Raw genomic sequence first — 12,797 nt, forward strand, 5'->3', positions numbered from 1 at the left:
TCAAACCAATTTTTTTTGTTTCAAGACACAGGAGTGAGAAGATGCATTCTATTAAACTTTTGAGCCTGCCTCTGGCGTTACTGGCTCTCTCAGCTTGCGGAACGGGTGATCCCACGAGTGAGACGAAGATTATCAATGGCACGCTGGCCCCGGACGGCGGTGCCATTGAACAGTCGACCGTGGCCCTGGCCTCCAGCAACGGCCAGGTGTTTTGTACCGGCACGCTGATCCACAAAAATTTTGTGGTTTCGGCCGCCCACTGTCTGGCGAATTTTCGCGGGACTCTTTATATCGGCTTTGGTCGCAGCAGTTCCGAATTCAAGTTTGTGAAGGCCACAGACTACGAAGTGAATCCGAGCTACACCGGCAACTTCAATAAAAATGTTCCGGCTGACATCTCGGTGATCGAACTGAGCGCGCCCGCACCGGCAGGCTACAATCCGGTGGCGATTTACAAGGGAACCGTATCGCAGGGCAGCAAGCTCTCGCTCGCTGGTTTCGGTCAAACGGACAGTGGTGGCAGCGGTCGCCTCTATTACACCTCGGTGGGTGTATCCGGTCAGACCAGCAATGAAATTACCGTGTATCAGGGTGGAACAGGAGCCTGTTATGGGGATTCCGGTGGACCGGCTTATGTGTCGAGCGGCAGTACGCTGCAGGTCATCGGCGCCACCTCACGCGGACAGCAGGGCTGTCGAGGGTCGAGTATTTACACCAACGTCGCCTATCACCTGAACTGGCTGCGCAACTGGACAGGTGTGAGCCTCTAAAAAAGGCAATGCCATTGGCTTCGATGAAATTGGATCCTCATGACCCAATTCCCGTCCAAGCCAATGGCCCTTGTGAGTGATACTCAAGACCACTCAAATATTTAGGACATGGACCGATTACGATCATAGTCCATGGATGCAATGTATTGATCGAGTTCCGCTTCGGCACGATCCTTTTCCAGGCCATAGCGTTCCTGAAGTTTACCGACCAATCGATCCTTTTTGCCGGCGATGGTTTCCAGGTCGTCGTCAGTGAATTTGCCCCATTTTTCCCGAATGGTGCCTTTCAGATTCTTCCACTGGCCTTCAACTTGATCCCAATTCATGGTTATTCTCCCGATTTTGGTGAGTGTGGGTTCACCTCGTGAACTCGGCGACCCTTCTTTCACAATACATGCCATTTGCGAAAAGCCTTCGCGACGCGACTATGAGAAAGCCTGAAGGCTGGAACATGCAGCGTGTTTCATACAGAGCTGCAGGGAAAATCCAACTCGAAGAAAATTTCGTAGTCAATATTTTTGGGTGTCATGGGTTGTGCATAAAAATGGGGGCGGGCGGGGGAAAAAGGAAAGGCCGCTGAGGTGCACTCAGCGGCCTGGTTTTTTTCTGTTGCTTAGCGCAGACGGAGAGCTGCGGGTTGTTCCGCGACGGGTTGCAGTTTATCAAACGAGGTTGGGAAACTGCGCAGGTAACTGACGATGTTGGTTTCGTCAGCTGCAGTGGCAAACGTGAACAGGTGCGTGCCGCCATTGAGTTGCGTTCCGTCCGGATAGGTCGAGGTTTTCACCAGATTCAAAATTTCGGCGTCAGTGGCATAGGCCAGGTAATCTGAGGAATGTTTCGCGAACGCGTCACCGCTTGCAGCATTGCCATGGCAGCTCGTGCAGCCATTAAGGGCAGCGTCCGCACTCACAGGCGCATCGTAGCGAAGCTTGCCTGCAGCAATGCCAGCCGTGGTATAACCAGTGATCACAACAGGCACACTAAAGTTGACTCCGTCCACCGTCGCGCTGATGGTCGTGTTGCCAACAGCTTTGGTCGTATAACGACGGGCGAAGAATTTCTGGGTGATCTTCACATAATTGGGTTGGCCTGCGGTCGCCGCTGCGGGAATGGTCACTGCAGCATCGTTCAGGAACGCAGGATCCACTTTGAAAGCAAATTCATTCTGCAGTTTCGTGAGGGCATCGAACATTTCCGGACGGCTTTGGAATTCCGCGGCCCATTTTTCCATGAAGGCATCGAATTCGGCCTGGGAAGCGAATTCCGGCAATTCGAGGGCCTGGCTGAAATCCGGCACTGCGGCCACGGCATAGACCCAGATCATTTCGAATTTCTCGGTTCCATCAGTGGAGAAGCCAAAATAAAGGGAGCGGCCTACATCAGGAGCCGACAAGGGATACACGCCGATGGCGGGTGGATAAAGATCGGTCAGCTTTTGTTCTGCGGGAGCGGGTGTGTCGCCGGTGGCGTCACCGGTTTGATTCTCGCCGGTTTCTTCGGTCTTGGCTGCCTCGCCCTGGTCTTCCTGCTTGTCCTGTGCTTTTTTCTCGCTGCAGGCGGTCGACAGAGCCAACATTGCGATCAAAGACGTTGCGAGAATGCTTTTCATCCGATGCCCTCCCTCTAGGCTTCCGTTGGAAGCGTGCAATCCATGTCGAGTCTTTATTCTGTCAATCCTTCTCCTCTCGCAAGAACCAAGCCCTGCCAGGCACCTCGTTAACCAGGTGAAATGGTTTGTGCGGATCAGGCGTGACACCGGATTATGACTGATCTCTGGACGACAACGTCCAGGCCTCTGACAGAGGATAGGTTATTTATTCCAGGCAGGTAAGAAAGCTAGGGCCCGCACTCCGTGCGTGCGGGTTGGGCTATACAAACATCATGCCGTCCGGTAAGCAAGGGGCGGCGCCGTGCTGCGAACACGAACGCCGTCGCGTCTACCGGTTGGGGCTGTGGGCGGCCTCGTGCTGCGAATACGAAAGCCGCCGCATTATCCTTAACCGTCACTCTGCGACTGAGGGGATTCAGGAGCAGGAGGTGTGGGCGGCGTGGCCGGTGCCGTCGCCGGCGTATCTGGTGTTCCAGGCGCGGCCGGAGCAGCCTCAGGGGCCGGCGGCGCAGGCGGTGGAGGCGGAGCCTTTTTGAATTCAAACGGATAGGCGATGCTGATCTGCTGGCCGCCGCGCGGTTTGGGGAAGGTCCAGGCCTTCATCTTGTTCCGCAGACATTTGCCGATCGCCTTGTCTTTAAAGGTATTTTGCTCGACTTCGCTGGCTTCAACTTTGCCCTTGAGTCCAATCAAGAAACGAATCTTCACTTTGCCTTCAGCCGTACTATCCTTGTCGACCGCTTCCTGGTAGCAGGCGCGGGCGTCGTCGCTGTGCGACTGAATCACATCCACGATTTCCTTTTGAGTCAGACCATCGCCTTTGCCTTTGGGAGCAGCGGCCAGGGTCAACGGTGTTACGAGAGCCAGGAGAGGCAGTCCACATCGACGAAACATTCCATATTCCTTTCGGTAGAGATGCACGGGAATCCGTTCGGGGCATAGTATCCAGATTCGAACCATAAGAAAAGTCAGGGTAATAAAGTTCTTACGAATATCTAATAATATCAAGGCACTGCCTGACCAGGCTTGCGACAAATCCGCCCGCGGAAGCGACTAACCCATGGAAATGATGGAGACGAATATCTGGCTGCTTTTTTGCAGAATCTCCTGTCTACCATGACACGTCCAGGAGCTTTGCAATGATCTATCAATACGGGGATCTCACGGTCCAGGCATTTCGTGATGAACCGGCTACGGTCACAGTGAACGGCTGGACCATCAACTACATGGGTTTCTGTCGCTCGGAACACCGGAATCAAACGCCGCTGGTTTTGCTCGGTGGGGCGTTTCAGTCCTTTGCCTCCTTTATGAACGATGTGAAAGCCTATCTGCCGCAAATGCCGGTGCTCCTCGTCGCCTTGCCCGGTCAGGCCAGCAACAAGGAAACCCGCGACGCCTCCATGCTCAGTCTGCGGGATATGGCTGACCTTCTGGAAGGTTTCTTTCAGGAACTCCGTCTGGAGCAGGTGGCTCTGGCCGGTTATTCCTATGGCTCGCTCCTGGCCTATACCTATGCGTTTAGCTACGAAATGCGTCTGGAGCAGTTGATCCTGGTCGGCTGCAGCCTTGATCTCAGGCATACGCAAAAGCAGATCCTGCAGTATGCCGTCGACAATTTTAATCCGGAGACTATCAACACGGACTCCGAAGCCGCATCGCAGGCCTTTTTCAACCTCAATGCCATGGATGCCACGGGACTGTCGCTCGGCCTTGTGGAAAGTCTGATCCACTCCATTCGACGTCTGAGCCCTGAGGACCTTGCCAGTTATCGATCTAATTCGGCGCGGGTTTTGCGGGAACGCTTGCCGCAGCGCAATTTCCAGGTTCGCACGCTGGTTCTTGCGGCCGCTTATGATCATTACACGACGCCGGATCAGAGCCTCGAAGTGCACGGCTGCTTTGAAAACGGTGACTTTGTCCTTTTGGAAAAAGCCGATCACCTGCTGCCTTTGCGCCGTCCGCAGCTCATCAATCAGACGATCTTACAATTCCTGTTCGATGCTCCTTACGAAGGTGAGGGCGTTTTGTATGGTGATGCGGCGATAGCCCGGGCCAGCGAACGCCGTCAGCAGGCGCGCTACAAGGTCAAAGGCCTGGCTGTTGTTCTGACCCACGCGGATCAATTCCGTTTTGAAGGTATTCTGGACGACGTGAGTTTGAATGGCTGCGGCATCACGCTGCCGGGTCTCATGAGCGCTGCCGCTGAGTTTGATGGCACCTGGCAGCTCGAGATTGGGGCCTCCGAGTACAAAATTCCCGGATTCCTGCGGGTCAATCACGGCAAGGCCAACTTTGTTTTTTTCAAGAAAACTTTGTCGGATCGGAAGCATATCAACGATTTTATTGAATCGTTTCAGGACCTTCCGCTCACCGATCGGCTGAACGCCTAGCGATTGAACAAGACAAGCTCATAAAATCCATGCACAATGAGCGGGAACTGCCACCCAACAGAGGAGGTCCGCTCTTGTTAGCTCGCATCAACATCATCCTGGCCATCAGCCTGACCTGCCTGCTCGGCGCCTGTATCAAAAAGAAAAGCAGTGAAACGGCCGCAGCCGATTCCGTGAAAATCTTTTATCATCTGCGTGAGGCCGAGGAAAAAAGTCTCGATCCCATGAAGCAGTTTGATGAAGTTTCCCATCAGCTTGTCAGCAATCTCTATGACAGTCTTCTGAGCTATCATTATCTGAAGCGGCCTTATGAGCTGGTCCCGAATCTCCTGACCCACATGCCCGAGAAGCAGGCGGATGGTCGCACGTATCTTTTCACTCTGAAAAAGGGTGTGCGCTTTCATGATAACGCCTGCTTTCCCGGAGGCAAGGGCCGCGAGATGAAAGCGGACGATGTGATCTATTCCTTCAAACGTTTTGCCGACGCCAACGTCAATCGCCTCACCTATATCCTGATCCAGGGGCTGGTCGTCGGCATGGACGAATTCCGCGCGCTGTCGAGCAAGGAAGGCAATAAATTTTCCTATGACAAGCACGAAATCAGCGGCGTGAAAAAGAAGGACGATTATACCTTCACGATCACCTTCGTTCAGGACAGTCCTCTGAATTTCCATCCTCTGGCGTTCAATGGCCTTGCCATTCTGCCCCGCGAGGCCGTGGAAAAATATGGTGACGACCTCGATAAGAATCCGGTCGGCACAGGACCCTTTGTCATGAAGACCTATTCCCGGCGCGGCACCACGATTCTGGTTCGCAATCCTAACTATCATGGCACCTATCCCACCGAGGGCATGCCGGAGGACAAGGCCGCCGGTCTTTTGGAAGCGGCCGGGAAAAAGGTGCCGTTCGTCGATGAAGTGCATCTGCCCCTGATCGTGGAAACGCAGCCGCAGATGCTGAAGTTTAAAAGAGGCCAGCTCGCTTACGTGGGCATGAATCGCGATGATTTTGAAGTGATGGTCGACCGCAACGGCCAGGACTTCGTGCTGAAACCGGAATTTGCCAAGGACTTTGACCTCTATACTGTGGACGGCCTGAGAAACCAGTTTATTCGCATTGGTCTGCGGGATCCGGTGCTCAGCAAGAAGGCGGTCCGTCAGGCCCTGGTCCTGGCTCTGGATACCCAGGGTTACATCAATCTCATGTTCAACGGCCGGGGCAGCGCTCCCGAATCGCTTATCCCCTATGATATTCAGGGCAGCGCCCGCGAAACCGGTTCGACCTGGCACAAGGCGGATATCGAGGCCGCGAAGAAAAAACTGGCGGAAGCCGGTTATCCAAACGGCAAGGGCCTGCCGACCTTTGTCATCGAATATCGCAGCACCAACAAGGACCAGAGACAGCGTTTTGAATACCTGCGGAACGAGTGGGCCAAAATCGGTGTGAAGGTGGAAGCCAATTTTCAAAGCTTCTCCAACTTTCTGAAGAAGACGGACGAAGGCAACTATCAGCTGGCCGATGCCGGCTGGAACGCCGACTATCCCGACGCCGAGAATTTCTATTCTCTTCTTTATGGCAAGAACGTGGCCCCAGGGCCCAATACGGGGCACTTTGTCAACGCGCGCTATGATGAACTTTATCTGAAATCCCGTCACATGAAAGACGGTCCGGAGCGCTGGAAAATTTTTGCGGAAATGGATGCGATACTGAAAGACGAGGTTCCGCTCATCCTGCTCATTAACAATGCGGTGGTGGGCATGAAGCAAAAAAGCGTCAGGAACTTCAAGCGCAACATGATGGTGCCGTTCCCTTACAAGTACTACGATCTTGCCCCTTGAAGGCATGGCAAGGTGAAGGCTGAGATCAACTCTCAGCCCTGCACGGTATCTTATTTCTTTTCAGCCAGATTGCAGGAATAGCTGCCTTTGTAGGTAAAGCCATTCACGCTGTGAGACAGGCTGTGGAACGCAAGATCGGTATTCACCACATCGATCTGATCGCAGATCGAGGTGTTGACGATGGTGTAACCACCGTTACACTGCTGACGCAAGGCCGTCGCGACTTTGGTCAGTTCAGCCTTTTCCTTGTTCGCATCGAATTCGCCGGCCTTGTAAGTCTTGGTGCCTTTGGCCAGGAGGGTCACGCGCTTGCCAAACGGATCGGCGTTGTTGAACACGGCACCGTCGCAGACGACAATGAATTTTTTCTTGTTCGAGGAAACATCAGAATCGTGAGACGATGAGTCACCACAGGCGGCCAGCAGGGCAGGGGCGATCAGGAAGGCCAGGGCTTTGATTTTCATGGATTCGGTCCTACTTTGGGTTCGCGGTTTGTCGTGCCAACGCACGAAGGAGTTCGTTGTTAGCAGTTTGCGCGAATCCTCGTCAACGCCAGTCTGGGGGCGGGCTGCAGAAAACGTTTTCAGAACACCCGGGTTTTACCCCAGGTGGCTCAAAAGCTGCAGGTTTTGGCATTGATGGGCCATATCGACTTAATTTCAATGGATAAGAGTGCCCCGATAAGGTTCACCCGCTGCATACTTCAGGCTCTGGACTGGGGAGGCCAGCAGGACCTTATGGGCTCCCAGCGTCCGGGCGCGGAAGCAGCTGTCGAGCTTGGGCAGCATGCCATCCTTCACAAGTTTCTGGCTGCGCAGTGATTCATACTGCGGGCGATCCAGTTCCGCCAGCAGGGAATCGGGATTATCGACATCCAAAAGCACACCAGGCTTGTCGAAGCAGTAGAAAAGATAAGTTTCATAGGTAGCTGAAAAAGCCTCGGTGATCCGACACGCCACCCCATCAGCATTGCTGTTGAGAATCCCGCTGCCGGCTTCCCAGCTCAAAGGTGCGAGGACCGGTGTCATCCCGCGATCCAGAAACATTTCCAGAAGGTCGCGGCGGACTTCCACGATGTCCCCGACAAAACCATAATCGATCGGCTCCGGTTGCCGCCGCTCGGCTTTCAGCAGGGCACCGTCCGCTCCAGACAGGCCGATCGCATCACAGCCGCAGGCCTGCAGACGGCTGACGACCTGCTTGTTCAGGAGCCCACCATATACCATCGTCACGAGATCACGCATCGGGGCACTGGTGATCCGCCGACCCTCATGCATGTGGATGGGAATATCGAGTTTGCGCGCCAGGTCATCGGCGAAAATTCCACCACCATGCACCAGAATCTTCCGACCTGCAATTTGGGAAAAACCCTCCAGGAAGGCTTCCAGCTCAGCAGGCTGGTCCAGAATTCGGCCGCCGATTTTGAAGATGAGGAGTTTTTCCAAGGCCAGCCCTCCATCGAATCGGGCATGTTCCGGCTTTTCCAAAACCCACCCTCACATCGATTCAAGCATGTTTTTCATCACCGCCTGCGCGGCAAAAATCCGATTATGCGCCTGCTGCAGAACCAGCGAACGGGGGCTGTCCAGAACGCTGTCCGCCACCTTCAGGTTCCTGCGCACAGGAAGACAGTGCATGAAATAACCCTGATTGGTCCTGTCCATCTTCTCGTCGGTGATCATCCAGCTGCGATCATGACAAAGGATCTGCCCATACTCGCGGAACGAGGACCAGCTTTTCGCATAAACAAAGTCCGCGCCCTCCAGCGCCTTATCCTGATCGTGCATGATGGTGGCGCCACGGGTAAACCGTTCATCCAGTTCATAGCCTTCCGGATGCACGATGGTCAGATCAAAGCCGGCGCGCAGGGTCCATTGGGCAAAGGAATTCGGCACCGCCTGAGGCAGAGCCTTGATATGCGGCGCCCAGGTCAGAACCACTTTCGGCTTCGGCCGCCGCTGCCGTTCGATGATGGTCATCACATCGGCAAAGCCCTGCAGGGGATGGCCGGTGGCGGACTCCAGGCTGATCATCGGCCGCTGACTGTAACGGGCAAACTTGGTCAGAACCTCTTCGCGATAGTCCGCCTCCCGATCCTTAAGCCCGGGAAAGCAGCGAATGCCGATGATATCGCAGTACTGAGCCAGCACCCCGGCGGCTTCCTTGAGATGCTCCCCGGCAGCCCCGTCCATCACCACACCATCCTGCGTCTCGATCGTCCAGCCTTCCTGGTTGACGTTGATGCTGAGAACATGCAGCCCCAGATGATGGGCCGCCTTCTGGGAACTTAGGCGGGTTCTAAGACTGGGATTGAAGAAGACCAGCCCCAGCGTTTTGCCCTTGCCCAGGTCGGAGAAGGCAAAGGGATGTTGTTTCAGATAAAGCGCATCCTCCATGAGCGCAGGAAAGTCGCTGACATCATCGGCACTGAAAAATTGATTCAACATTAGGTAGACCTCAAAGCCAAAGCAAGCTGTTCGAGAAAGTGTTCACATTCCGACTTTTGAACGGACAACGGGGGCAGGATGCGCACCGTTTCCTTGAGCCGTGAGCTGCCGGTGATGATCTGATGCTGATGCAAAAGCCGGGAGCGCAGCGCATAGCTGTCATGATCCAGATCGAAGCCGATCATCAGGCCGCGACCACGTATATTATGAACACCAGGCAGCGTAGCCAGACCTTGGAGCAGGAGTTCCCCCATCGCCGCCGCATGGTCGATGAGGCCCTCATCGCGGATGACTTCACAGACAGCCGTGGCCGCCGCACAGGCCAGCGGATGACCGCCGAAGGTGGTGCCGAGGGAGCCTTGCGCCATCGGCAGTCCCTGCCTCACCCAGGTCGCGGATACGGGATAACCATTGCCCATGCCCTTCGCGGTGCAGATCACATCGGGACTCACGCCATGATGCTGAAAGGCAAAAAATTTGCCGCTGCGTCCATAGCCGGATTGAATTTCATCGGCAATCAGCAGGGCCCCATGCTGCGTCGTAAGCGTGCGGAGCGTTTGCCAGAATGCAGGGGGCGCCTCACGAATGCCGCCGACACCCTGAATGCCTTCGATCATGACGCCCGCGGTCTGATCATCAATCGCCGCCCTGGCCGCCGCGCTATCGCCGAGCGGAATAAAAACCACGTCCAGACCACTATTGATCGGCGCACAGATTTTGGAAGCTTCCGTACACTGAGCCGCCAGGGACGTGCGGCCATGAAAGCCGTTCAACATCACGACCATTTTTTTGCGACCGGTGACATACGAAGCCACCTTCAGGGCATTTTCCACCGCCTCCGCTCCGGAGTTGGCCAGAAACAGATCATAGTCCGCGCAGCCGCTCAGGTCCCCGAGCACCCGGCAGAGTTCATACTGCTCTTCAAAATCCACGGCATTGGAATAATAAAGAAGGCGGTCCATCTGCGCCTTCAGCCGCGCGACAAAATGCGGATGACTATGACCGATCGAAATCACGCCGTGGCCGCTGTAAAAATCCAGGATGGCACGACCCTTGTCATCATAAAGATAAAGGCCGGATGCCCGCGTCAGAGCCAGATCGAATTTTGCATAAACCGCCAAAGGGCGCATCGCCCATCCCCCTCAAAAAGCTGAAGGCTTCAGTCCCAGACCCATGGTTTCGGGCAGACCCAGAGCCAGATTCATATTATGCACGGCCTGTCCGCTGGCACCCTTCACCAGATTGTCGAGGCAACAGACGATGTGGGCGTGACTGCCATATTTCTCGACCGACAGCAGCGCGTTATTGGTGTTCACCACGCTCTTGAGATCCGCCTCCTCGGTCGTGCGGTGCACAAAGGGAGCGTCCTCATAATAGGCATCGTAGGCGCGAATCAGGGTATCCGCTGAGGCCTTGCAAAGGGTATGCACTGACACCAGAATCCCACGTGTGAAAGGTCCGCGCATGGGAATAAAGAGCGGCGTCTTTTCATACTCGGGCTGCAGCGTGCGGAGCGTGGCCTGAATCTCGGCCAGGTGCTGATGCGCAAAGGGCTTGTAGACCGAGAGGTTGTCGTGCCGCCAGGAAAAATGGAGCGTGTCCTGCAGCTTTTGTCCGGCCCCGGTGGATCCGGTGATGCCGGTGATATGGACCTCGTCGCTGAGCCAGCCCTGAGCTGCCAAAGGCAGAATCGCGAGCTGAATGGCGGTCGCGAAGCAGCCGGGATTGGCAATGCGCTTTTTGCCAGGAAGCATCGACCCGAAAGCTTCCGGCAGACCATAGACGAAATCATGCTCGCCATCCGGCAGGCGGAAGTCCTGGCTCAGATCGATGATCAAAGTATTCTTATGATAGAGCTGATGCTGATCCATAAGACGTCGCGATTCACCATGACCGCCGCAGAGGAACACCACATCATGGGGGCCTTCCGATAGGGCGGACACAAAACTTTGCTTCGCAAAAGCCAGAAGATCGGGATGAGCTTTGCAGAAACTTTGTCCGGCATGACTGGAACTCACCGCCTCCACCGTGTCAATCGCCGGATGGTTGAGCAGAAGTCGCAGAAGTTCACCACCGGTATACCCGGCAGCGCCGATGATCGCAGCGCGCAGCATAGGGTTCTCCTCAAAAAGAACGAGCCTTACATTTCCAAAGCAAGATTGCCGCTGGTCCGGACCGGTTCCGGTTCGCGCGCGACCATGCCACCAGTTGACAGTTTCTGCAGACGCTTCCTTTCCCATTCCGGGTCATAGAGCATCGCCGTGCAAAGACAGTTTTTCTTTTCCTTGCTGACGAGAGTCGGGTAGTTCACACAGCTTTGACAGCTGGCCCAGAAGTCCTCGTCCTGAGTCAGCTCACTGTAGGTGACCGGCCGATAGCCCAGCTCACTGTTGATATTCATCACGGCGAGACTGGTGGTCAGACCGAAAAATTTGGCATTGGGAAAGCGGCGTTTGGATTCCTCAAAGGCAAAAGCCTTGAGCTGACGCGCCAGCCCATAGCGGCGATATTCGGGAAAAATCAAAAGTCCGGAGTTGGCGATGTGCGCGCCGTTGCTCCAGCTTTCCATATAACAGAATCCAGCCACTTTATTTTGAGTCGTCTCCAGCGCGATGAACGCCTTGCCCGACAGCATTTTTTCGGCCAGATATTCCGGCGTTCTTTTTGCGATGCCTGTCCCCCGCGCCCGCGCGCTGGCTTCCATTTCCTGGCTGATCTCCACAGCGAAATGAACTTCATCCTGAGTCGCAACCTTCACGACGAATTCGTACATCCTCTTGGGCCCCGTCTACATGGTCAGACATAATATGCATGAAATTTGCATATTTGTACATAATAGACGTATAATTGCAAATCTATGCAGCCAGGACAACCGAATTTAACGCATCGGGGGTAAAAAAAGGGAAAAGGGCACGGGAAGGAAGCTTGTGCGTGGAAAATCCTAGCCTTGTTTGGTGGCGGGCAGCGCTCCGATCTGCCCCCAATAGAAGACTATGCCGTGGATGACTTTCTTCAATTCCTGATAGCCGCCCGGCTTGGTCACATAGGAATTCCCGCCGAGTGCATAAATGCTGGAAATATCCGAAGGGGTCGAGGACGATGAAAAGACCACGACCGGAATTTCACTCAGGATGGGATCCGTTTTGATTCGCTCCAGAGCCTGAAAGCCATTCAATTTGGGCATGTTCAGATCGAGCAGAATGAGGTGCGGGCGTGAGGTGCCGGCCTCATTGCGCTTCACGCGGTTCAGGTACTCCATCATATTCTGGCCGTCGACAACGTGCTCGAAGGTGACGTTGGCGCCGATGACACTTTCCGACGCTTTTCTCACTAGATCGACATAGCTTTGATCATCATCCGCAATCAGAATCGTCAGGCGCTGGGTGCTGAGTTTTTCCTCAGACTTCTTGTTCTGGATCACGAATTCAATAAAGCGACCCAGAAGTTCGGATTTGCTGTTGGTGCCGACCTTGGTGTTGATGTTTTTCAAATGGATGCGAACGGTGTTGCGGCTGATGCCCAGCTTGTCGGAAATATCCTCGGCGCTGACCACCTGCTGGACGAGAAGATTCAACACATCGAGCTCGCGTTTCGACAGGCTATATTTTTGAGCAAACTGCTCCAGAGGGCCCTTCAAATCATCCAGGGAAGATAACTGATCCATTGGGATGGCACTGCTCATGTCGTAACGCTCCGTCGCCACTAGGGGCTCACAAGCCCTCGTCCGTTTGTGTCATCGG

General features: G+C 54.7%; 13 protein-coding genes. 3 read left to right on the forward strand and 10 right to left on the reverse strand.

The genetic code is table 11. The features are described from left to right. Positions 1 to 41: 41 nt before the first annotated feature. Entirely contained in the window at positions 42 to 770 is a 729-nt protein-coding gene (locus OLTU_RS11755) for a S1 family peptidase (RefSeq protein ID WP_141732954.1), read from the forward strand. A gap of 101 nt (positions 771 to 871) precedes the next feature. Here OLTU_RS11755 and OLTU_RS11760 read toward each other — a convergent pair whose 3' ends face one another. The 3 genes from OLTU_RS11760 to OLTU_RS11770 all read right to left on the reverse strand — a co-directional run bounded on the left by OLTU_RS11760 (position 872) and on the right by OLTU_RS11770 (position 3,276). Beyond that, on the reverse strand, positions 872 to 1,096 hold the full coding sequence (locus tag OLTU_RS11760; protein WP_141732955.1) for a CsbD family protein: 225 nt from the start codon (positions 1,094 to 1,096) through the stop codon (positions 872 to 874). A 287-nt stretch (positions 1,097 to 1,383) separates the two neighbouring features. Next, a complete protein-coding gene (locus OLTU_RS11765) occupies positions 1,384 to 2,382 on the reverse strand; it encodes a hypothetical protein (protein ID WP_141732956.1) in 999 nt (332 codons plus the stop codon). A gap of 387 nt (positions 2,383 to 2,769) precedes the next feature. Continuing rightward, on the reverse strand, positions 2,770 to 3,276 hold the full coding sequence (locus OLTU_RS11770; protein WP_176736541.1) for an AgmX/PglI C-terminal domain-containing protein: 507 nt from the start codon (positions 3,274 to 3,276) through the stop codon (positions 2,770 to 2,772). A gap of 245 nt (positions 3,277 to 3,521) precedes the next feature. Here OLTU_RS11770 and OLTU_RS11775 point away from each other — a divergent pair, with 245 nt between their 5' ends. Then, entirely contained in the window at positions 3,522 to 4,772 is a 1,251-nt protein-coding gene (locus OLTU_RS11775; protein WP_141732958.1) for an alpha/beta fold hydrolase, read from the forward strand. A 74-nt stretch (positions 4,773 to 4,846) separates the two neighbouring features. After that, a complete protein-coding gene (locus OLTU_RS11780) occupies positions 4,847 to 6,610 on the forward strand; it encodes an ABC transporter substrate-binding protein (protein WP_176736542.1) in 1,764 nt (587 codons plus the stop codon). Positions 6,611 to 6,660: 50 nt separating this feature from the next. On the opposite strand, the gene OLTU_RS11785 is transcribed toward OLTU_RS11780, so the two are convergent. The 7 genes from OLTU_RS11785 to OLTU_RS11815 form a co-directional block, all read right to left on the reverse strand. Next, on the reverse strand, positions 6,661 to 7,074 hold the full coding sequence (locus OLTU_RS11785) for a hypothetical protein (protein WP_141732960.1): 414 nt from the start codon (positions 7,072 to 7,074) through the stop codon (positions 6,661 to 6,663). A 195-nt stretch (positions 7,075 to 7,269) separates the two neighbouring features. Continuing rightward, positions 7,270 to 8,097, reverse strand: a complete 828-nt coding sequence (gene argB / locus OLTU_RS11790) for an acetylglutamate kinase (RefSeq protein ID WP_141732961.1) — start codon at positions 8,095 to 8,097, stop codon at positions 7,270 to 7,272. Between the two features lie 9 nt (positions 8,098 to 8,106). Then, the gene (locus OLTU_RS11795; protein ID WP_439956692.1) at positions 8,107 to 9,054 is read right to left on the reverse strand and encodes an N-acetylornithine carbamoyltransferase; all 948 of its coding nucleotides are present in this window, start codon (positions 9,052 to 9,054) and stop codon (positions 8,107 to 8,109) included. A 2-nt stretch (positions 9,055 to 9,056) separates the two neighbouring features. After that, positions 9,057 to 10,187, reverse strand: coding sequence for an aspartate aminotransferase family protein (locus OLTU_RS11800; RefSeq protein ID WP_141732963.1), 1,131 nt, complete (start codon positions 10,185 to 10,187; stop codon positions 9,057 to 9,059). 12 nt (positions 10,188 to 10,199) lie between these two features. Next, a complete protein-coding gene (gene argC / locus OLTU_RS11805; protein ID WP_141732964.1) occupies positions 10,200 to 11,171 on the reverse strand; it encodes an N-acetyl-gamma-glutamyl-phosphate reductase in 972 nt (323 codons plus the stop codon). 26 nt (positions 11,172 to 11,197) lie between these two features. Beyond that, positions 11,198 to 11,830: a GNAT family protein gene (locus OLTU_RS11810; RefSeq protein WP_141732965.1), complete on the reverse strand. Its 633-nt coding sequence runs from the start codon at positions 11,828 to 11,830 to the stop codon at positions 11,198 to 11,200. A 168-nt stretch (positions 11,831 to 11,998) separates the two neighbouring features. Then, on the reverse strand, positions 11,999 to 12,739 hold the full coding sequence (locus OLTU_RS11815; protein WP_141732966.1) for a response regulator: 741 nt from the start codon (positions 12,737 to 12,739) through the stop codon (positions 11,999 to 12,001). Positions 12,740 to 12,797 lie beyond the last annotated feature (58 nt).

Origin of the sequence: Oligoflexus tunisiensis (assembly GCF_001748245.1) — a bacterium.
In the GTDB taxonomy this organism is placed as follows: domain Bacteria; phylum Bdellovibrionota_B; class Oligoflexia; order Oligoflexales; family Oligoflexaceae; genus Oligoflexus; species Oligoflexus tunisiensis.

Excerpts from the sequence above, each read along its gene's own strand:
- OLTU_RS11755 (WP_141732954.1), top strand. The coding sequence starts at position 42 with ATGCATTCTATTAAACTTTTGAGCCTGCCTCTGGCGTTACTGGCTCTC.
- OLTU_RS11760 (WP_141732955.1), bottom strand. The coding sequence starts at position 1,096 with ATGAATTGGGATCAAGTTGAAGGCCAGTGGAAGAATCTGAAAGGCACC.
- OLTU_RS11765 (WP_141732956.1), bottom strand. The coding sequence starts at position 2,382 with ATGAAAAGCATTCTCGCAACGTCTTTGATCGCAATGTTGGCTCTGTCG.
- OLTU_RS11770 (WP_176736541.1), bottom strand. The coding sequence starts at position 3,276 with ATGTTTCGTCGATGTGGACTGCCTCTCCTGGCTCTCGTAACACCGTTG.
- OLTU_RS11775 (WP_141732958.1), top strand. The coding sequence starts at position 3,522 with ATGATCTATCAATACGGGGATCTCACGGTCCAGGCATTTCGTGATGAA.
- OLTU_RS11785 (WP_141732960.1), bottom strand. The coding sequence starts at position 7,074 with ATGAAAATCAAAGCCCTGGCCTTCCTGATCGCCCCTGCCCTGCTGGCC.
- OLTU_RS11800 (WP_141732963.1), bottom strand. The coding sequence starts at position 10,187 with ATGCGCCCTTTGGCGGTTTATGCAAAATTCGATCTGGCTCTGACGCGG.
- argC (WP_141732964.1), bottom strand. The coding sequence starts at position 11,171 with ATGCTGCGCGCTGCGATCATCGGCGCTGCCGGGTATACCGGTGGTGAA.
- OLTU_RS11810 (WP_141732965.1), bottom strand. The coding sequence starts at position 11,830 with ATGTACGAATTCGTCGTGAAGGTTGCGACTCAGGATGAAGTTCATTTC.
- OLTU_RS11815 (WP_141732966.1), bottom strand. The coding sequence starts at position 12,739 with ATGAGCAGTGCCATCCCAATGGATCAGTTATCTTCCCTGGATGATTTG.